This window comes from Halomonas sp. HP20-15 (genome assembly GCF_033446685.1).
Taxonomy (GTDB): domain Bacteria; phylum Pseudomonadota; class Gammaproteobacteria; order Pseudomonadales; family Halomonadaceae; genus Modicisalibacter.
Genome location: NZ_JAWQLY010000011.1, coordinates 107,192 through 125,418, shown reverse-complemented (window position 1 = coordinate 125,418; position 18,227 = coordinate 107,192). Strand labels below are relative to the sequence as shown.

Annotated in this window: 16 protein-coding genes; 12 read left to right on the top strand and 4 right to left on the bottom strand. The window is 66.0% G+C overall.

Annotation, left to right across the window (positions count from 1 at the left end; translation table 11 throughout):
* Nucleotides 1–9: 9 nt before the first annotated feature.
* The 3 genes from asd to rsgA form a co-directional block, all read right to left on the bottom strand.
* Nucleotides 10–942, bottom strand: a complete 933-nt coding sequence (gene asd, locus R6258_RS14920) for an archaetidylserine decarboxylase (protein ID WP_318452172.1) — start codon at nt 940–942, stop codon at nt 10–12.
* Between the two features lie 180 nt (nt 943–1,122).
* Nucleotides 1,123–1,953 (bottom strand): sulfurtransferase, encoded by an 831-nt coding sequence (locus tag R6258_RS14915; protein WP_318452161.1) that lies wholly within the window; start codon nt 1,951–1,953, stop codon nt 1,123–1,125.
* Between the two features lie 100 nt (nt 1,954–2,053).
* The gene (rsgA, locus tag R6258_RS14910) at nt 2,054–3,067 is read right to left on the bottom strand and encodes a small ribosomal subunit biogenesis GTPase RsgA (protein WP_318452156.1); all 1,014 of its coding nucleotides are present in this window, start codon (nt 3,065–3,067) and stop codon (nt 2,054–2,056) included.
* Between the two features lie 151 nt (nt 3,068–3,218).
* Here rsgA and orn point away from each other — a divergent pair, with 151 nt between their 5' ends.
* Nucleotides 3,219–3,806 carry an oligoribonuclease gene (gene orn, locus R6258_RS14905; protein ID WP_318452150.1) on the top strand — a complete coding sequence of 196 codons (588 nt, stop codon included), beginning with the start codon at nt 3,219–3,221 and terminating at the stop codon, nt 3,804–3,806.
* A gap of 98 nt (nt 3,807–3,904) precedes the next feature.
* On the opposite strand, the gene queG is transcribed toward orn, so the two are convergent.
* Nucleotides 3,905–5,005, bottom strand: a complete 1,101-nt coding sequence (gene queG, locus R6258_RS14900; RefSeq protein WP_318452147.1) for a tRNA epoxyqueuosine(34) reductase QueG — start codon at nt 5,003–5,005, stop codon at nt 3,905–3,907.
* A gap of 145 nt (nt 5,006–5,150) precedes the next feature.
* Here queG and R6258_RS14895 point away from each other — a divergent pair, with 145 nt between their 5' ends.
* The 11 genes from R6258_RS14895 to R6258_RS14845 all read left to right on the top strand — a co-directional run bounded on the left by R6258_RS14895 (nt 5,151) and on the right by R6258_RS14845 (nt 18,151).
* Nucleotides 5,151–6,713 (top strand): NAD(P)H-hydrate dehydratase, encoded by a 1,563-nt coding sequence (locus tag R6258_RS14895; RefSeq protein WP_318452145.1) that lies wholly within the window; start codon nt 5,151–5,153, stop codon nt 6,711–6,713.
* Nucleotides 6,710–7,174 carry a tRNA (adenosine(37)-N6)-threonylcarbamoyltransferase complex ATPase subunit type 1 TsaE gene (gene tsaE / locus R6258_RS14890; RefSeq protein ID WP_318452142.1) on the top strand — a complete coding sequence of 155 codons (465 nt, stop codon included), beginning with the start codon at nt 6,710–6,712 and terminating at the stop codon, nt 7,172–7,174. Before R6258_RS14895 ends, tsaE begins: the two co-directional genes overlap by 4 nt.
* 16 nt (nt 7,175–7,190) lie before the next feature.
* A complete protein-coding gene (locus tag R6258_RS14885) occupies nt 7,191–8,672 on the top strand; it encodes an N-acetylmuramoyl-L-alanine amidase (protein ID WP_412176385.1) in 1,482 nt (493 codons plus the stop codon).
* A gap of 22 nt (nt 8,673–8,694) precedes the next feature.
* Complete coding sequence (gene mutL / locus R6258_RS14880; RefSeq protein ID WP_318452269.1) at nt 8,695–10,632, top strand: DNA mismatch repair endonuclease MutL; 1,938 nt, start codon at nt 8,695–8,697, stop codon at nt 10,630–10,632.
* Complete coding sequence (miaA, locus tag R6258_RS14875; protein ID WP_318452131.1) at nt 10,629–11,585, top strand: tRNA (adenosine(37)-N6)-dimethylallyltransferase MiaA; 957 nt, start codon at nt 10,629–10,631, stop codon at nt 11,583–11,585. The genes mutL and miaA overlap by 4 nt, the downstream gene beginning before the upstream one ends.
* A gap of 116 nt (nt 11,586–11,701) precedes the next feature.
* A complete protein-coding gene (gene hfq, locus R6258_RS14870; protein WP_031382779.1) occupies nt 11,702–11,950 on the top strand; it encodes an RNA chaperone Hfq in 249 nt (82 codons plus the stop codon).
* Nucleotides 11,951–11,964: 14 nt separating this feature from the next.
* On the top strand, nt 11,965–13,293 hold the full coding sequence (gene hflX / locus R6258_RS14865) for a ribosome rescue GTPase HflX (protein ID WP_318452122.1): 1,329 nt from the start codon (nt 11,965–11,967) through the stop codon (nt 13,291–13,293).
* A 73-nt stretch (nt 13,294–13,366) separates the two neighbouring features.
* A complete protein-coding gene (hflK, locus tag R6258_RS14860; protein ID WP_318452117.1) occupies nt 13,367–14,584 on the top strand; it encodes an FtsH protease activity modulator HflK in 1,218 nt (405 codons plus the stop codon).
* Nucleotides 14,584–15,489, top strand: coding sequence for a protease modulator HflC (hflC, locus tag R6258_RS14855; RefSeq protein WP_318452110.1), 906 nt, complete (start codon nt 14,584–14,586; stop codon nt 15,487–15,489). Before hflK ends, hflC begins: the two co-directional genes overlap by 1 nt.
* Before the next feature lie 115 nt (nt 15,490–15,604).
* Entirely contained in the window at nt 15,605–16,795 is a 1,191-nt protein-coding gene (locus tag R6258_RS14850; protein ID WP_318452108.1) for an ATP phosphoribosyltransferase regulatory subunit, read from the top strand.
* 60 nt (nt 16,796–16,855) lie between these two features.
* Nucleotides 16,856–18,151 (top strand): adenylosuccinate synthase, encoded by a 1,296-nt coding sequence (locus R6258_RS14845; protein ID WP_318452106.1) that lies wholly within the window; start codon nt 16,856–16,858, stop codon nt 18,149–18,151.
* Nucleotides 18,152–18,227 lie beyond the last annotated feature (76 nt).

The window sequence follows — 18,227 nt, the reverse complement described above, 5'->3', positions numbered from 1 at the left end:
CTCACACGCTCACAGGTGAGTGCCGGGAATCGCCTCGTCGTCATTGTCCGGTACCACTCCCGGAGCGGTGCCGAGGCTCTCGCCCATGCTCACCATGGTGGTGGCGTCGGTCAGGTCCTGACGAAAGGCGATCGGCGAGGCGGTGGCGTCGGCGCTCAGGTCCTGACGGAAGGCGATCGGCGAGGCGCTGCATACGATCACCGTCGAGCCGAGCTTGAAGCGGCCCATCTCCTCGCCCTTGGCGAGCCGGACCGGCGTGTCGAAGCGGGTGGTCTCGACGTTTCCGGACAGCGGGGTGACCTGACCCGACCAGACCGTCTCGATCGCCGCGACCACCATCGCTCCCACCAGCACCACCGCCATCGGCCCGTGGGGCGTGTCGAAATGGCACACCAGCCGTTCGTTGCGCGCGAACAGCTCGGGCACGTGGGCCGCCGTGGCCAGGTTGACCGAGAATAGCCGGCCCGGTACGTAGGTCATCGAGCGCAGGGTGCCGTCGAGCGGCATGTGCACGCGATGGTAGTCGCGCGGTGAGAGATAGATGGTGGCGAAGCTGCCCTGACGAAACGGTGCGGCGGCGTCGGCATCGCCGCCGAGCAGCGCGGTCAGCGAGTAGGTCTGGCCCTTGGCCTGGATCAGCGTGCCGTGCTCGATGCGCCCGGACTGCGAAAGCACGCCATCGGCCGGCGAAACCAGGCCTGCGCCGATCGGCCGGGCATCGGGCTTGAGCGCGCGGGTAAAGAAGTCGTTGAAGCTGGGATAGGCGCGCGGATCGGGCTCCAGGGCCTGGCTCATGTCGACGTCGAAGGTGCGAATGAAACGCTCGATCAGCAAATCCTTGAGCCACGGCGAGCGGCACGCGGCAAGCTGGCCCACCATGCGGGAAATCAGGTGATGGGGCAGGGGATACTGGATGAAAGAAAACAGTTCGGCGCGATCCACGGCTCGGTACCCACGGCAACGAAGAGAGCCCGCCACCTTAGTCGCAGTGGCGGGGCGTCGCAATACTTTGGCTTCGAGCTTCGAGCTTCGAGCTTCGAGCTTCGAGCTTCGAGCTTCGAGCTTCGAGCTTCGAGCTTCGAGCTTCGAGCTTGCTACTGCTGTTTCAGCCCGTAGCTAGCGTTAGCGTTCGACCGGCGTGTCATCGCGGTTGCCCCACTCCTTCCACGAACCGGCATAGGCGCGCATGTGGGTAAAGCCCAGCGCCTTGCCGACCAGCCAGGTAAAGCCGCTGCGATGGTGGGTCTGGCAGTGTGTGACGATTTCCATGTCCGGCGTCAGTCCCAGCGCATCGAGCTCGGTGATCAGTTCGGCGTAGTCGCGGATACGCCAATCGCGCTGGCGATCCATGGCCTCGGTCCATTCCATGTTGACGGCTCGCGGGATATGGCCGAGATGCTTGTTCTGGCCCTTCTCGCCGCGGTACTCCTCCGGCGAGCGGGCGTCCCACACCGCCAGTTGTGAGTCGGCGAGGCGTTCGAGAAGCTCTTCGCGATCGATCATGACAGCGGGATTGAGAATCTCCGCCTGGTAGTTGCTGGGTTGCGGCTGGCGCGGCTCGCGGGATTGGTTCAGGCCGGCGGATCGCCAGGCATGGATGCCGCCGTTGAGATAGGAGTAGCGGGTGTGGCCGATCAGCTCCAGCGTCCATAGCAGGCGTCCGGCCCAGCCGCCGCCCTCGTCGTCGTAGGCCACCACGTGGGTATCGCGGGTCAGCCCCAGCGACGAGAACAGCTGAGACAGCGCCGCCTCGTCGGGCACTTCGTTGGGCACCTCGCCGCTGCCGGCCAGCAACCGGTTATGGTCGAGAAAGACCGCACCGGGCACGTGGCCCTCGCTGTAGCTGTCGGCCTTGAGCGGCACGTCGACGATCAGCAGCTGGGGCGATTCGAGGTGCTCGGCGAGTTGCTCGGGCTCGACGATCAGCGGTAGCAGATTCGCTTCGGAACTCATCGTGACTCCTCCTGCGAGCAGGGCATGTCCGGTGGGGGTTGCTGCGATAATGGCACAGCCAGCGCCTCGCGGGCGAACCGGCGTGCGCCGCCGGCACGGTTCAGCCGGGCGCCAGGCCGTCGAGAATGCGCCGGTAACTGGCGAAGCGCTCGGCACTGATCGCTTCTCGCTCGACGGCATCGCGCAGCGCGCAGCCGGGCTCTTCGCGATGGCGACAGTCGCGGAAGCGGCAGCGGCCGAGGTAGTCGCGAAACTCGATGAAGCCGTCGGTGATCTGCTGCTCGTCCAGGTGACTCAGGCCGAATTCGCGGATCCCCGGCGAATCGATCAGCTCGCCGCCCGCGGGCAGGCGATACAGCCGCGCGGTCGTGGTGGTGTGCGTGCCCTTGCGGGAGTCCTCGGACAGCGCGCCGATGCGCAGTGCGGCATCCGGCAGCAGTTCGTCGATCAGCGAGGACTTGCCGACCCCGCTCTGGCCGACGAAGACCGAGGTGCGCCCGGTGAGCCGTTCGTGCAGTGCGTCCAGCCCGCCGTCGCGGCGCGTGCTGGCCTCGATCACCGCGTAGCCCAGCGCTTCGTAGCGTGCCAGCAGGTACCTGAGCTCGCCGCCGTCGGCGGGCAGCAGGTCGGTCTTGTTGAGCACCAGCACCGGCGTGATGCCGGTGGCCTCGGCGGCCACCAGGTAGCGGTCGATGAGGTTGGCGAAGGGCGCCGGCTCGACGGCGAAGACGATCAGGATCTGATCGATGTTGGCGGCCACCGGCTTGAGCTGGCCGCGCGCATCGGGGCGCTCGAGCACGTTGTCGCGGGCGTCGCGAGCGACCACCACGCCACTGCCGTCGCTCGCCTCGCGCCATACTACGCGATCGCCGGTGACCAGGCTGTCGAGGTTGGCGCGCAGGTGACAGCGGTGCAGCGCGTCGTCGTCGGCGCTGCCGACGTCGAGGCTGCGACCGAAGTGGGCGATCACCCGGCCGGGTTTCTCCCGGCCATATTCGCCGCTCTCCAGCACATCACTATCATCGATGTCATGTTTAGTTGCGCGCGCCTGGCGTTCGGCCTGGATCTTCTCGATGCGCCAGCGTTGCTGGCGCGACAGCTTGCGTTTGCTCATGCGACCTCGGCTGGGCGTACAATGGCCTCATTGTAACCAGCCTGGCCGCGGCTGTCCGACCCCGTTGCTGGACTCGAACGGATGCAACCCGTCGAGCCACGCCGGCCAAGCACGCCAAACACGTAAGAAGCACGCGAGAAAGGAGCCTTCGATGCCCGCGCAAGCCGCCCCCCGCAACGATCTGCTGGTATGGATCGATCTCGAGATGACCGGCCTGGATCCCGACAAGGAGCGGATCATCGAGGTGGCGACGCTGATCACCGACAGCGAACTCAACCCGGTGGCCGAAGGACCGGTACTCGCCGTCAGGCAGTCCAACGAGCTGCTGGCGGCGATGGACGAGTGGAATACCAAGACCCATGGCGAGTCGGGGCTGACCGCGCGGGTCAAGGCCAGCGGCGTCGACACCGCCGAGGCCGAGCGCCGCACGCTCGAGTTTCTCAAGCAATACGTGACTCCCAACTCGTCGCCGGTGTGCGGCAACAGCGTCCATCAGGACCGGCGCTTTCTCGAGCGCGAGATGCCCGAGCTGCTGGCGTTCTTCCACTATCGCAATCTCGACGTCTCGACCCTCAAGGAGCTCGCCAAGCGCTGGAACCCGGCGGCACTCAAGGGCTTCGAGAAGCGCAACACCCACCAGGCGCTCGACGACATCCGCGAGTCGGTCGACGAGTTGCGTCATTACCGGCGCACCTTTCTCAATCTCGAGCCGCCGCGCAGCGACGAAGAGGAGCAATGAAAGCTATAGGCCGTAAGCTTTAAGCGGTAGGAAAAACCTGGCCAGGACGGCTCATTGCAGAGTATCTGGCTTACGGCTTACGGCTTACGGCTTACGGCTTATGCGTCGCTGGCGATGCGTGCCTGGCGCCTGGCCCGCTGGCGTTCAAGCGCCCAGCGCACGTGCTCGCGCACCAGGTCGGAGGGATAGGCGAGCCGCGCCTCCAGGGCCGCTTCGACGGCTCGGCTCCAGGGGGTGTTGCCGAGCCCCACGGCGATATTGCGCAGCCAGCGGTCATAGCCGATGCGGCGGATCGCGCTGCCCTGGGTCTTGGCGAGGAATTCCTCTTCGCTCCAGGCGAACAGGGCCAGCAGCTCGGCACGGTCGAGATCGTGGCGCGGGGCGAAGTCCTCTTCGGCGCTGGCCCGGGTGAAACGCGTGAACGGGCAGACCAGCTGGCAATCGTCGCAACCGTAGACCCGGTTGCCCATCGCCTCGCGATACACCTCGGGAATGCTGCCTTGCAGCTCGATGGTCAGGTAGGAGATGCAGCGCCGCGCATCGACCACCTTGTCGTCGACGATCGCCCCGGTGGGGCAGGCGGTCTGGCAGGCGGTGCAGGAACCGCAGTGCTCGCTTTCGAACGGCGCGTCCACCGGCAGCGGCAGGTCGGTATAGAGTTCGCCGAGGAAGAACAGCGAGCCGGCCTGGGGATTGAGCAGCATCGAGTTCTTGCCGAACCAGCCGAGCCCGGCCTTCTGGGCCAGGGCGCGCTCCATGACCGGCGCGGAGTCGACGAAGGCGCGATAGCCGTAATCGCCGACCGTGTCCTCGATGCGCTTGGCGAGACTCGCCAGGCGCTTGCGGATCAGCTTGTGGTAGTCGCGGCCCAGCGCATAGCGTGACACGTAGGCGCGCCGCGGCTGGCCGAGCACCTTGGTGGTCTCGACCTCCGGCGGCAGGTAGTCCATGCGCACGCTGACCACCCGCAGCGTGCCGGGAATGAGCTCCGCGGGTCGGGTGCGCCGGGTCCCGTGCTTGGCCATGTAGTCCATCTCGCCGTGGTGGCCGGCCTCGAACCAGCGCTGGAGATAGCGCTCATGGTTGCCCAGGTCGGTATCGGTGATGCCGACCTGCTGAAAGCCCAGCTCACGGCCCCACTGCTTGATGCGCTCGGCCAGCTCGGGGTAATCGGGTTGTGCGCGTTCGCCAGAAGTCATCGATTCACGTCGGTCGGGCGGCCATACGAGCCACTGCGAAGAGAAACCACGCAAGGTAGGCTGTTGTTCACAAGCAAAGCCAAGCCAATGCTGGGAGGGCGCAGCCTACACTATCGCCCTTTCATGGTCATACCGGAGGGAGCGCATGTCGAGCCATTCTAACCATTCCCCTAGTCCGGGTGACGCATCGCCCCGTCATCCGCTCTACCTGGCCGCCCAGGTCCGTGAAATCGATAGCCGCGAGATCGCCGCCGCCAAAGACGATGGCCAGGAGCGCGGCGACGTATCCGGCTTCGCGCTGATGCAGAGGGCGGCGATGGCCGCCTACTGCGCGCTGCGCGGGCGTTGGCCCGATGCGCGCCGGCTCAGCGTGCTGTGCGGCGCGGGCAACAATGCCGGCGACGGCTATGTGCTCGCCGCACTGGCCGCCAGCGACGGCCTCGAGGTGCAGCTCGTCGCACTGCGCGAGCCCGAAGCGCTGACGGGCGAGGCGGCGCGCGGCGTCGAGATGGCGCGCAGTGCCGGGCTCGTGATGCAGGCGTGGACAGACGCTATTGAGCTGGCCGGCGAGCTCGTCGTCGACGCCCTGCTGGGCACCGGTCTGGGTGGCGAGGTGCGCGAGCCCTACGCCGCGGCGATCGCGGCGATCAACGCCAGCGGCCGGCCGGTGCTGGCGCTGGATATCCCCTCGGGCCTGGCCGCCGACAGCGGCGCGGTGCTGGGTGTGGCCGTGCGCGCTACGCTGACCACAACGTTCATCGCCGACAAGTTCGGCCTGCACACCGGCCAGGCCGCGGATCACGTCGGCGAGCTGGCGTTCTGTCCGCTCGGCGTCGACAGCGCCGAGCATGCGGATATCGTGCCGGTCGCCGAGTTGCTCGACGAGGCGCTGGTCGAGGCGGCGTTGCCACCGCGCGCGCTGGCCAGTCACAAGGGCGATTTCGGACACGTGCTGGTGATCGGCGGGGCGCCGGGGTTGGGCGGCGCGGCGCTGCTCGCCAGTCAGGCGGCGGCGCGGCTGGGCGCCGGCAAGGTCAGCCTGGCGACCGCTTCCGAGCACGTCGGCGCGAGCCTGATCCGCACTCCCGAGGTCATGGCCCGCAGGGTGCGTGGAGTGAGCGACGCAATGCCGATGATCGAGGCCGCGGATGTGATCGTGGTCGGTCCCGGGCTGGGACGCGATGCCTGGGGGCAGGGGCTGATGCAGGCGGCGCTGGACAGCGGCAAGCCGTTGGTGATCGACGCCGATGGGCTCAACCTGCTGGTCGAGTGCTGGCCCGAGTTGCGTCGCGACGACTGGTTGCTGACCCCGCACCCCGGCGAGGCGGCGCGCCTCTTGGGCATCAGCGGCGGCGAGGTTCAGGCCGATCGACTGGCGGCGAGTCGCGCGCTCCAGGCGCGACGCGGCGGCACGCATGTCCTCAAGGGCGCGGGGAGCCTGATCGCCGGTCCGCTGGGCGTCGGCGTGTGTCCCTACGGCAATCCGGGGATGGCCAGTGGCGGCATGGGCGATGTGCTTTCCGGCATCCTCGGCGCGCTCGTCGCCCAGGGACTGGCGTTGGAATCCGCGGCGCGGGTGGGCACGCTGCTGCACGCCCGCGCCGCCGATGAAGCGGCTAGCGTGTACGGCGAGCGTGGTCTGCTGGCGGGCGATCTGGCATGCTATGCGCGAATTTTGGCGAATGGCCGACCGGCAACGCGACGATGATGATTTGCTTACCCGACGAAGCCGCCCACGTGGCGTTCGGCGATTCCCTGGGACGGGCGCTCGCCGGACGCGGCGTCGTGCATCTGGAGGGCGAGCTGGGGGCCGGCAAGACCACCCTGGCGCGCGGCATCCTGCATGCCTATGGCCACCGCGGCGCGGTCAAGAGTCCGACCTACACGCTGGTCGAGCCGTATCGGCTGGCCGGTCTGCAGGTCAATCATTTCGATCTCTATCGGCTGGGCGATCCCGAGGAACTCGAATTCATCGGCGCCCGCGATCTGTTCGGCGATGATTCGCTCAATCTGATCGAGTGGCCGAGCCGCGGCGCCGGCTGGCTGCCCATACCCGACCTGGTGGTTTCCCTGAGCGTTTCGGGAACGGGTCGCCAGGCCCATCTCAAGGCGGAGACTGCGTATGGCGAGGCCGTCATCGACCGGTTATCGGCCCCGTCCGTCGACTAAGGATACACGCTAGACCATGACTTTCTGGATTCAGCAAGGGTGCCGGGCTCGTTTCGCGGGCCTTCGTCGCGGGCTGGCCGTCGTGCTGTGCGCTGTCGCGATGGCTGGCGCCGCGACACCGGCGCTGGCCAACGACGTCGACAATGTGCGGCTGTGGGCGGCACCCGATCACGTGCGGCTGGTCTTCGACCTGTCCGGCGCGCCGCAGGCCAACATCTTTTCGCTCGACGATCCGCGACGCCTGGTAATCGATCTCGAGGACAGCCAGCTCGAGACCAACATTGCGGCGATCGATCTCGAAGGCAGCGCGATCAGCCAGATTCGCAGCGGCACCCGCAACGGCGACGACCTGCGGGTGGTCCTCGATCTCAAGCGTCAGGTGGTACCGCGACATTTCACCCTCGAGCCTAACGACCAGTACGGCCATCGTTTGGTGGTCGATCTGGAATACCCCGGCGAGAGTGCCGTGGAGGATCCCATCGACCCCATCGAGTCGATGATCCGCGAGCAGGAGATCGCCGCCCAGCGTGCCCAGGCCGAAGCGCGTGCCAACGGTCAGCCCACGGCAACGGTCGAGGCCGTGACGGCCGCCAAGCCGCATCCCAAGCGCGACATCATCGTCGCCGTGGATGCCGGTCATGGGGGCGAGGATCCCGGTGCCAGCGGTCCCCACGGGACCAAGGAAAAGAATGTGGTGCTGGCGATCGCGCGCAAGCTCAAGTCGCTCATCGATGCCACGCCCGGCTACAAGGCGGTGCTGACCCGTGATGGCGATTACTATGTGGGGCTGCGCCAGCGCACCCTGCTGGCGCGCGATCAGAAGGCCGACTTCTTCGTCTCGATCCATGCCGATGCCTTCAAGAGTCCACGGCCGACGGGCAGTTCGGTGTTCGCGCTGTCGCAGAGCGGCGCGACCTCGGAGACCGCCAAATGGCTGGCGGCCACGGAGAACCGTTCGGATCTGATCGGCGGCGTCGACGGTAGCCTGAACCTGGCCGACAAGGACGAGACGCTGCGCGGCGTGCTGCTCGACCTGACCATGACCGCCACGCTCAACGACTCACTGGCGGCGGGTGGCCAGGTGCTCGACCAGCTCGACAAGATCAACAGTCTGCACAAGTCGCGGGTCGAGCAGGCCGGTTTCGTGGTGCTCAAGTCGCCCGACATTCCGTCGCTGCTGGTCGAGACGGGGTTCATCTCGAACCCTCAGGAGGAGCGCCGCTTGCGCGACCCCAGCTATCAGGGCCAGCTTGCCCGGGCGATCTTCAAGGGCATCGATGCGCACTTTCACCAGAATCCGCCGCCGAGCAGCCTGATCGCCTGGCAGCGCGACCAGGGACGCGGCGGGCAGGCCAACGAGTACCGCATTCAGCCGGGGGATACCCTGTCGGAGATCGCTTCCCGGCATCAGGTGTCGCTGAGCACGCTGCGCGAGGCCAACGAGCTTGATAGCGACTCGATTCGCGTGGGGCAGGTGTTGCGCATTCCCAGGGGCTAACGGTGGAGCGATCGGCATGACGATGAATTCGACACGACGCATCCAGATTCTCGATCCGCGGCTGGCCAACCAGATCGCCGCCGGCGAGGTGGTCGAGCGTCCCTCGTCGGTGCTCAAGGAACTGGTCGAGAATGCCATCGACGCCGGCAGCCGGCGCATCGAGATCGACCTGGAGAGCGGTGGCACGCGGCTGATCAAGGTGCGCGACGACGGCAGCGGGATCGACGAGGCCGATCTGCCGCTGGCGCTGTCGCGCCACGCCACCAGCAAGATCGTCTCGCTCGAGGAACTCGAGGGCGTGACCAGTCTGGGCTTTCGCGGCGAGGCGCTGGCCTCGATCAGCTCGGTATCGCGACTCGAGCTGGCCTCCAATACCGCCGACGATCCGGCCGGTGGCTGGCGGGTGGTCGCCGAGGGCCGTCAGATGGAACCGCGGGTTTCGCCGATCCCCCATCCGCGCGGCACCTCGGTAACGGTGCGCGATCTGTTCTTCAATACCCCGGCACGGCGCAAGTTCCTGCGCACCGAGAAGACCGAATTCGGCCATGCCGAGGAGGCCTTCCGGCGCCTGGCCCTGTCGCGCTACGATATCGGCTGGGTCTTGCGCCACAACCAGAAGACCGTGCACCAGTTGCGTCCGGCGGACGACAATGCGGCCAGCGAGCGGCGCATCGCCGCGCTGCTGGGCGCCAAGTTCCTCGACAACGCGCTGCATATCGACCTCGAGGCCACCGGCATGCGCCTGTGGGGCTGGGTGGGGCTGCCGACCCACTCCCGGGCCCAGGCCGACCAGCAGTACTTCTTCGTCAACGGCCGGGTGGTGCGCGACCGGCTGGTCGCCCATGCCATCCGCCAGGCCTATCGCGACGTGCTGTTCCACGGCCGCCATCCAGTGTTCGTGCTGTATCTGGACGTCGACCCCATGGTGGTCGACGTCAATGTGCATCCCACCAAGCATGAAGTGCGCTTTCGCGACGGCCGGCTGGTCCATGACTTCCTGTTTTCCAGCCTGCACCGGGCGCTCGGCGAGGTGCGTCCGCAGGATGGCTCGGCTGCGCCGGCGGCCGGCCCGGCGGCACAGGCGCGCGATGCCCACCCCGCCGAGGCGAGCGACACCGCCGTCGAGCCGCGTTGGCAACAGCAGCCCATGGCGCTGCATTCGGCCCCCGGCGGCGAGCGCGAAGGTCGCCCCGGCGCTTCGCGGGTGCGCGAGTTCATGGCCGGCTACCAGGCGCTGCATCCCGAGCACGAGGCCAGCCTGTTGACGCCTCAGAGCGAGACCGCCCCGGGCGGAACGGCGGCGGAAACCGCCTTCGTCGAGCGCAGTCGGCTAGCGCCCGAGCGGGTCACGCTGCCCGACGACGATCCGACCCAGGCGCCACCGCTGGGTTATGCCGTGGCCCAGTTGCACGGCGTGTACATTCTTGCCCAGACCGCGCGGGGGCTGGTGATGGTCGACATGCATGCCGCCCACGAGCGGATCGTCTACGAGCGCATGAAGACCCAGGTGCACGCCGGGGCACTCGACGCTCAGCCGCTGCTGGTGCCGGTGTCGCTGGCGGTCAGCGTCAACGCCGTGGAGACCGCCGAGGCCTGCCGCGAGGCGTTTACCCGGCTGGGCGTCGAACTCGACGTCGCGGGTCCGGAAACGCTGCTGGTGCGGCAGGTGCCGACGCTGCTGGCGCAGGCCGACGTCGAGCCGCTGATCCGCGACATGCTCGGCGATCTCGAGCGTTACGGGCGCTCGGACAGGCTCGAGGCGCATATCAACGAGCTGCTGGCGACCATGTCCTGTCATGGCAGCGTGCGTGCCAATCGTCGCCTGACGGTGCCGGAGATGAACGCCCTGCTGCGCGACATGGAGCGCACCGAGCGTAGCGGTCAGTGCAACCACGGCCGGCCGACCTGGACCGAGATGTCGCTGGCCGAGCTCGACAAGCTGTTTCTGCGCGGCCAATGAACGGCGCGAGCGATAAGTGCGACAAGCGACCGCTGGCCATCCTGTTGATGGGGCCCACGGCTTCGGGCAAGACCGACCTGGCGATGGCGCTGCGTGAGCGCCTGGGTGCGGAACTGATCAGCGTCGACTCGGCGATGGTCTACCGTGGCCTGGATATCGGCACCGCCAAGCCCTCCGCCGCCGAGCTGGCCCGCGCGCCGCACCGTCTGATCGATATTCGCGATCCCAGCGAACCCTATTCGGCCGCCGAGTTCCGCGATGACGCGCACCGCGAGATGCGCGAGATCAGCGATGCGGGCAGGATCCCGCTGCTGGTCGGCGGCACCATGCTCTACTATCGTAGCCTGCTGGGCGGCGTAGCCCGCCTGCCCGCCGCGGACCCTGCGCTGCGCGCCGAGTTCGAGGCCTGGGCGGCCGAGCGCGGCCTGGGCGCACTGCACGAGGAATTGGCGCGGGTCGATCCCGAGTCGGCGGCGCGCATCCATCCCAACGATCCGCAGCGGCTGATGCGTGCCCTGGAAGTGCAGCGTCTGAGCGGTCGGCCGATGAGTGCGCTGTGGCGTGAACAGCAAGCGGAAACCTTTCCCTGGCGGACGTTGTCCATAGGTCTCGCTCCCGCCGATAGGGCGGTGCTGCATGAGCGCATCGCCCGACGCTTCGACGCCATGCTCGAGCAGGGCTTTCTCGACGAGGTGATCGCGCTGCGTGAGCGGGGGGACCTGAGCCCCGAGCTGCCGGCATTGAAGAGCGTCGGCTATCGACAGGCATGGGCCTATCTCGACGGTCAGTACGATCGGGCTACGCTGCGCGATAGGGGGGTGATCGCGACACGTCAGCTGGCCAAGCGCCAGTTGACCTGGTTGCGCTCCTGGCCGGCGCTGAAATGGATCGATTCGTGCGCGCCTTCGCCGCTCGGCGAGACCTTGAAAATCGTGCGCCAGTGCAGCACTTAGCGTAAGATGAGGCTTTCGTCGTGGCGCAGTTTGCCGGCGGCGTGGCCTAGGCCTCATAAAGCCCTGTGGGGCGACCATTAAAATGACATTAACTAGAGACAGTTAGGGAGAGCAAAATGTCCAAAGGGCAGTCCCTTCAAGACCCGTATCTGAACATCCTGCGCAAGGAACGCATCCCGGTTTCCATTTTCCTGGTCAACGGAATCAAGCTGCAGGGTCAGATCGAGTCCTTCGACCAATTCGTGATTCTGCTGCGTAACACCGTCAGCCAGATGGTGTACAAGCATGCCATCTCCACGGTGGTACCGTCACGCAACGTGCGTCTGCCGGCCCAAGATCCCAACATGGCCGGGCAGGAAGATTGATCGCGAGGTATTGATTGTTTTTTGAACGTCCCGACGCCGGTGAAACGGCGGTTCTCGTCCATGTCGATTTCCATGACGAGCAAGAGCGCGAAGACCCGGGTGAATTCCTGGAGCTGGTGCGTTCCGCGGGCGCCGAGCCGGCGACCCTCATGCAGGGGAGCCGGCGCCGGCCCGATCCGCGTGCCTTCATCGGCAGCGGCAAGGTGGAAGAACTGCGTGAGCTGCTCGCCGTCCACCACGCCGAGCTGGTGATTTTCAACCATACCTTGAGTCCCTCCCAGGAGCGCAACCTCGAGCGTTCCTTGAAGTGTCGCGTGCTCGATCGTACCGGGTTGATTCTCGACATCTTCGCCCAGCGCGCCCGGACCCACGAAGGCAAGCTGCAGGTGGAGCTGGCCCAGCTCGAATACATGTCCACGCGACTGGTGCGTGGCTGGACCCACCTGGAGCGCCAGAAGGGCGGCATCGGCCTGCGCGGGCCCGGTGAAACCCAGCTCGAGACCGACCGCCGACTGCTGCGTGCGCGCATCAAGGCGATTCACAAGCGGCTCGACAAGGTGCGCAGCCAGCGCGAGCAGAACCGCCGTGCGCGCTCGCGGGCAGAGATTCCCAGTGTCTCTCTGGTCGGCTATACCAACGCCGGCAAGTCGACGCTGTTCAACGCCTTGACCGCCTCGACGGTGTATACCGCCGATCAGCTTTTCGCGACCCTCGACCCGACCCTGCGCCGGCTCGACGTGACCGACGTGGGGCCGGTGGTGATGGCCGATACCGTGGGTTTCATCCGTCACCTGCCCCACAAGCTGGTAGAGGCCTTCCAGGCCACGCTGCAAGAGGCCAACGAAGCCTCGCTGCTGATCCATGTGATCGATTGCGCCGACCCCGAACGCGAGCAGAACATCGCTGAAGTCAATTCGGTGCTCGAGGAGATCGGCGCCGACGAAGTGCCCTGCCTGCGAGTGATGAACAAGATCGACCTGCTCGACAGCGCGCCGCGTATCGAGCGCGATGGCCATGGTGTGCCCGAGGAAGTGTGGCTGTCGGCGCAGCAGGGCAGCGGCTTGGACCTGCTGCATCAGGCGCTGTCCGAGCGCCTGGCCGAGGATCTCCTCGATCTGGACCTGACGTTGACGCCCGATCAAGGTAGGCTACGGGCGGGGTTGCACGAGCTGGATGCGGTCCGCAGCGAGCGTTTCGACGACCAGGGCCGAAGTCTACTGACGATCCGCCTGCCACGGCGCGAATTCATGCAACTGCTCGCCCGGCTGGACGAGAAAGCCGAGGACTACCTGCCACCGGAGGACCTGGCGCCACCGGTCTGGGCCGATGGTGTCCGAGAATAACAGCGAGGCCGTCGCCTTCATCGCGGACGGCGGCCTCGCCGCACATCGCAATTTTGCTTAGTGGAGACGACGTATGGCTTGGAATGAGCCGGGTGGGGGTGGCAAGCAGCACGACCCCTGGAGTGGCGGTGGCCGACGTGGTGGCGGCGGCAACGGTGGCGGTAATGGCGGTGGAAACAATAACCAGGGCCCGCCGGATCTGGACGAGGCGCTGAAGAAGTTCCAGGACAAGCTCAATCGCATGCTCGGTGGTCGCGGCAAGCGGGGTGGCGGCGGCAATGGCGGTGGTGGCGGCAAGCGCAGCACCTTCGCTTTGCCGGGGCTGCTCGCCGTCATCGCCTTGGCGATCTGGGCGGCTTCGGGCTTCTACCTGGTCGATCAGTCGGAGCGCGGGGTCGTGCTGCGCTTCGGCAAGTTCCAGCAGGTCGTCGAGCCCGGCTTGCACTGGAATCCGCCGATCGTCGACGACGTGCGCATGGTCAACGTCACCCGGGTGCGTGCGATCTCCCAGACCAAGTCGATGCTGACCCGCGACGAGAATATCGTCCAGGTCGAGATCTCCGCCCAGTATCAGGTGGCCGATCCGCGCGACTATGTGCTCAACGTGCGTACGCCCGAGCTGTCCATCGAGAATGCGCTCGATTCGGCCTTGCGCCATGTGGTCGGCGGTACCGAAATGGACGAGATCCTGACGTCCGGCCGCGAACTGCTGGCCGATACGGTATCGACCCGCCTGCAGTCCTACCTCAACAGCTACGGTCTCGGGGTGAGCATCCAGGCGATCAACGTCGAGTCGACCTCGGCACCGGACGCGGTACAGGACGCCTTCGACGACGTGATCAAGGCGCGTGAGGATCGCCAGCGGCTGATCAACGATGCGATCGGCTACGCCAATGCAATCATCCCCGAAGCGCAGGGTCAGGCGCAGCGCATGATCGAGCAGGCTCAGGGCTATCGCGAATCGGTGGTCGCCAAGGCCGAGGGCCAGACCAACCGCTTCAACTCATTGCTGACCGAGTATCGTCAGGCGCCCCAGGTGATGCGCGATCGCATGTATCTGGAGAGCATGACCGAGGTGCTGTCGAATACCAGCAAGGTATTGGTCGATATCGACAAAAGCAGCCCGCTCATGGTGCTACCGCTCGACAAGCTGAACCGTGGCAGCTCCAGCGGCTCCGATTCGCAGCAGGATATCAATGTCACGCCGTCGCTGATCGAGCAGATGCGCAACAACTCGACAGGTAGCAGCAGCTCGTCGCAGACGAGCGGTATCCGCAGGGAGGGTCGTTAATGATCAATAATCGTTCCCTGCTCATCGTCGCCGGCCTGGCCGCGGTCGCTTGGGTAGGCAGCAACAGTCTGTACATCGTCGACGAGACCGAGCGTGCCATCAAACTGCGGTTCGGCGAGATCGTCGAAGCCAATATCCAGCCGGGGCTACATTTCAAGGTGCCGATTACCAACACAATACGCACCTTCGATACCCGCGTGTTGACCCTGGACACCGATACCAGCCGCTATCTGACGTTGGAGAAGAAGGCGGTGATCGTCGATTCCTACGTCAAGTGGAAGATCATCGATCCGGCGCGTTACTACGAGGCAACCTCCGGTGACGAGCAGACCGCCGAACGGCTGATCTCGCCGCGTGTCGACGAAAGCCTGCGTAACCAGTTCGGTCGACTCGAGTTGCAGGAAATCATCGCCGAGCGGCGCGACGAGTTGATGTCGGGGCCGACGGAAAGCCTCGATAAGATCATGCGCGAAGAGCTGGGCGTGGCGATTCTCGACATCCGCATCAAGCGTATCGACCTGCCCGACGAGGTGACCCAGGCGGTCTACGAGCGGATGCGCACCGAGCGGCATCGCGAGGCGCGCGAGTACCGCGCTCAGGGTCAGGAGCAAGCCGAAAAGGTGCGTGCCAATGCCGAGCGTCGCCGCCAGGTGCTGCTCGCCGAGGCGCAGTCAAAAGCGGAAACCCTGCGCGGTCAGGGCGATGCCGAAGCGGCGTCGATCTATGCCAACGCCTACCAGCAGGATGCCGAGTTCTTCCGTTTCTATCGCAGCCTGGACGCCTATCGGGCCAGCTTCGACAGCAAGGACGACCTCCTGGTGCTGGAGCCGGATAGCGACTTCTTCCGCTACTTGAACAGTGCCAGCCCGCAGCCTCAGCAGAGCAGCAACGCGGACGGTTCCTGAGGCTATCGTCTTGCCCCCCGGGGTACACCCGGGGGGCAAACATGCTAGAATCCGGTAACCGGGCGTGGCCCGGTTTTTTTGTGGCCATTCATCTCTGGTAGACAGGCAAAGGCTAATGACCATCGCTGATCGCTGGCTGCTTCCTGACGGCATGGACGAAGTGCTTCCGCCGCAGGCGACCCGCATGGAGGCGCTGCGTCGAGCGCTACTCGATCTCTATTATCGCTGGGGCTATGACCTGGTGATGCCACCGCCGGTCGAATTCCTCGATTCACTGCTGACCGGTACCGGTACCGATCTCGATCTGCAGACCTTCAAGCTCACCGATCAACTCACCGGCCGCATGATGGGGGCCAGCGCCGACGTCACGCCGCAGGTGGCGCGTATGGACGCGCATTCGCTCAAGCATCATGGCCCGGCGCGGTTGTGCTACTGCAGTCATGTGCTGCGTGCCAAGGCCGACCAGCATCAGGGTGGCCGCAGCCCCGTCCAGGTGGGTGTCGAGCTGTTCGGCCACGCCGGCCTGGAAGCCGACCTGGAAATACTCAGGCTGGCATTGGCCAGCCTGGTCACCGCCGGTTCGCAAGAGATTCACCTGGCGCTGGGCCACATCGGCATCTATCGCGCCTTGGCGGAGGCCAGTGCACTTTCCCGGGAAGCCGAGCTTGCGCTGTTCGAGGCCATCGAGCGCAAGTCGCCGGCGGAAACCGAGGCTCTGGTCGATGCGCAGATCCACGATCCGGCCATCGCACGCATGGTCAAGGCGTTGCCCGGCCTGCACGGAGGACGCGATATACTCGACGAAGCCCGTGCGGTGTTTGCCGACGGTCCGATGGCGCTCGGCGCTGCGCTCGATCAGTTACAGGCGCTCTGCGAGGGGGTCGCTCACGGCTCCGACGACGTTACCCTATACGTCGATCTGGCCGATCTGCGCGGCTATCAGTATCACACCGGCATGATGTTTGCGGCCTACGTACCGGGCTATGGCCAGGCGCTGGTCAAGGGAGGCCGTTACGACGATACCGGGCGGGCCTTCGGCCGGGCGCGTCCCGCCACCGGCTTCTCGATGGATCTCAAGCTGTTGGCTACGCTGACCGAGCAGCAGCCACCTTGCGACGGGATCTGGGCACCGGCCGACGAGGCCGTTGAAGCAAGCGAACTCGATGCGGTCATCGCGCGTCTGCGCGAGGCGGGGGAGCGGGTCGTGAGGGCCCTTCCGGGCCAGCACACCGGACCTGTCGAGCATCGTTGCAATCGCCGCCTGGTGCGCCTGGGCGACGATTGGCAGGTATCGCCCCTGACATAGCAGCGAGACGCCTGTCGGATTCTTCGGTCAGGCAGATTCTTCGATCAAGAGACGAGAGTAATGGGCAAGAACGTAGTCGTACTGGGCACCCAGTGGGGTGACGAGGGCAAGGGCAAGGTCGTCGACCTGCTGACCGAGTCGGCATCCGCGGTCGTGCGCTTTCAGGGCGGTCACAATGCCGGCCACACCCTGGTCATCGACGGTGAAAAGACCGTGTTGCACCTGATTCCGTCGGGGATCTTGCGCGACGACAAGACCTGCGTGATCGGCAATGGCGTGGTGCTGTCGCCGGAAGCGCTGATCAGCGAGATTCGCGAGCTGGAAGCCAAGGGCGTGCCGGTCCGCAAGCGCCTGAGGCTGTCACCGGCATGCCCGCTGATCCTGTCGTATCACGTACGGCTCGACCAGGCCCGCGAGAAGGCGCTCGGCATCGCCAAGATCGGCACCACCGGTCGCGGCATCGGCCCGGCCTACGAAGACAAGGTCGCCAGGCGCGGCCTGCGTCTGGGCGATCTGCTGCACCGCAAGCGCTTCGCTGCGAAACTCGGCGAGGTGCTGGAGTACCATAATTTCGTTTTAGAAAAATACCATAAAGAGGCGCCGGTCGATTTCAATCAGGTGCTTGACGAAGCCATGACCATGGCCGAGGAGCTGCGGCCGATGGTCTGCGACACGGTCGGCCTGGTGCACGATTTCCGCAAGGCCGGCGACAACATCCTCTTCGAGGGTGCCCAGGGCTCGCTGCTGGATATCGACCACGGCACTTACCCGTTCGTCACCAGTTCCAACACCACCGCTGGCGGCACCGCCACCGGCTCGGGCGTCGGGCCGCTATATCTCGACTACGTGCTGGGCATCACCAAGGCCTACACCACCCGCGTCGGGTCGGGACCGTTTCCCACCGAGCTGTTCGACGAATTCGGCCGCCATCTGGCGGAACGCGGACACGAGTTCGGCGCCACCACCGGGCGTCCGCGCCGTTGCGGCTGGTTCGACGCGGTAGCGCTGCGCCACGCCGTGCAGGTCAACTCGGTCTCGGGGATCTGCCTGACCAAGCTTGATGTACTCGACGGGCTGGAAAACATCCGCGTATGCATCGGCTACCGTGGCAAGGATGGCGAGACCCTGGATACCCCGGTGGATTCCGAGGGCTACGAAGCGGTCGAGCCGCTCTATCAGGACCTGCCGGGCTGGAGCGAATCGACGCTGGGCATCAAGCGTGTCGAGGACCTGCCGGCCAATGCCCGCGCCTATATCAGCTTCCTCGAAGAGCAGACCGGTACGCCGATCGACATCATCTCGACGGGCCCCGACCGTAACGAGACGATCGTGCTGCGCAACCCGTTTCACGCTTGAAAGAGCGAGTCGGGCCGGTAGCGCCGGCTTGGATCGTGAAAACCCGCCACCTTAACGGTGGCGGGTTTTTTGATGG

Coding starts and splice junctions, on each gene's coding strand:
- R6258_RS14915 (WP_318452161.1), bottom strand. CDS start 1,953: ATGAGTTCCGAAGCGAATCTGCTACCGCTGATCGTCGAGCCCGAGCAA.
- rsgA (WP_318452156.1), bottom strand. CDS start 3,067: ATGAGCAAACGCAAGCTGTCGCGCCAGCAACGCTGGCGCATCGAGAAG.
- orn (WP_318452150.1), top strand. CDS start 3,219: ATGCCCGCGCAAGCCGCCCCCCGCAACGATCTGCTGGTATGGATCGAT.
- queG (WP_318452147.1), bottom strand. CDS start 5,005: ATGACTTCTGGCGAACGCGCACAACCCGATTACCCCGAGCTGGCCGAG.
- R6258_RS14895 (WP_318452145.1), top strand. CDS start 5,151: ATGTCGAGCCATTCTAACCATTCCCCTAGTCCGGGTGACGCATCGCCC.
- tsaE (WP_318452142.1), top strand. CDS start 6,710: ATGATGATTTGCTTACCCGACGAAGCCGCCCACGTGGCGTTCGGCGAT.
- R6258_RS14885 (WP_412176385.1), top strand. CDS start 7,191: ATGACTTTCTGGATTCAGCAAGGGTGCCGGGCTCGTTTCGCGGGCCTT.
- mutL (WP_318452269.1), top strand. CDS start 8,695: ATGAATTCGACACGACGCATCCAGATTCTCGATCCGCGGCTGGCCAAC.
- miaA (WP_318452131.1), top strand. CDS start 10,629: ATGAACGGCGCGAGCGATAAGTGCGACAAGCGACCGCTGGCCATCCTG.
- hfq (WP_031382779.1), top strand. CDS start 11,702: ATGTCCAAAGGGCAGTCCCTTCAAGACCCGTATCTGAACATCCTGCGC.
- hflK (WP_318452117.1), top strand. CDS start 13,367: ATGGCTTGGAATGAGCCGGGTGGGGGTGGCAAGCAGCACGACCCCTGG.
- hflC (WP_318452110.1), top strand. CDS start 14,584: ATGATCAATAATCGTTCCCTGCTCATCGTCGCCGGCCTGGCCGCGGTC.
- R6258_RS14850 (WP_318452108.1), top strand. CDS start 15,605: ATGACCATCGCTGATCGCTGGCTGCTTCCTGACGGCATGGACGAAGTG.
- R6258_RS14845 (WP_318452106.1), top strand. CDS start 16,856: ATGGGCAAGAACGTAGTCGTACTGGGCACCCAGTGGGGTGACGAGGGC.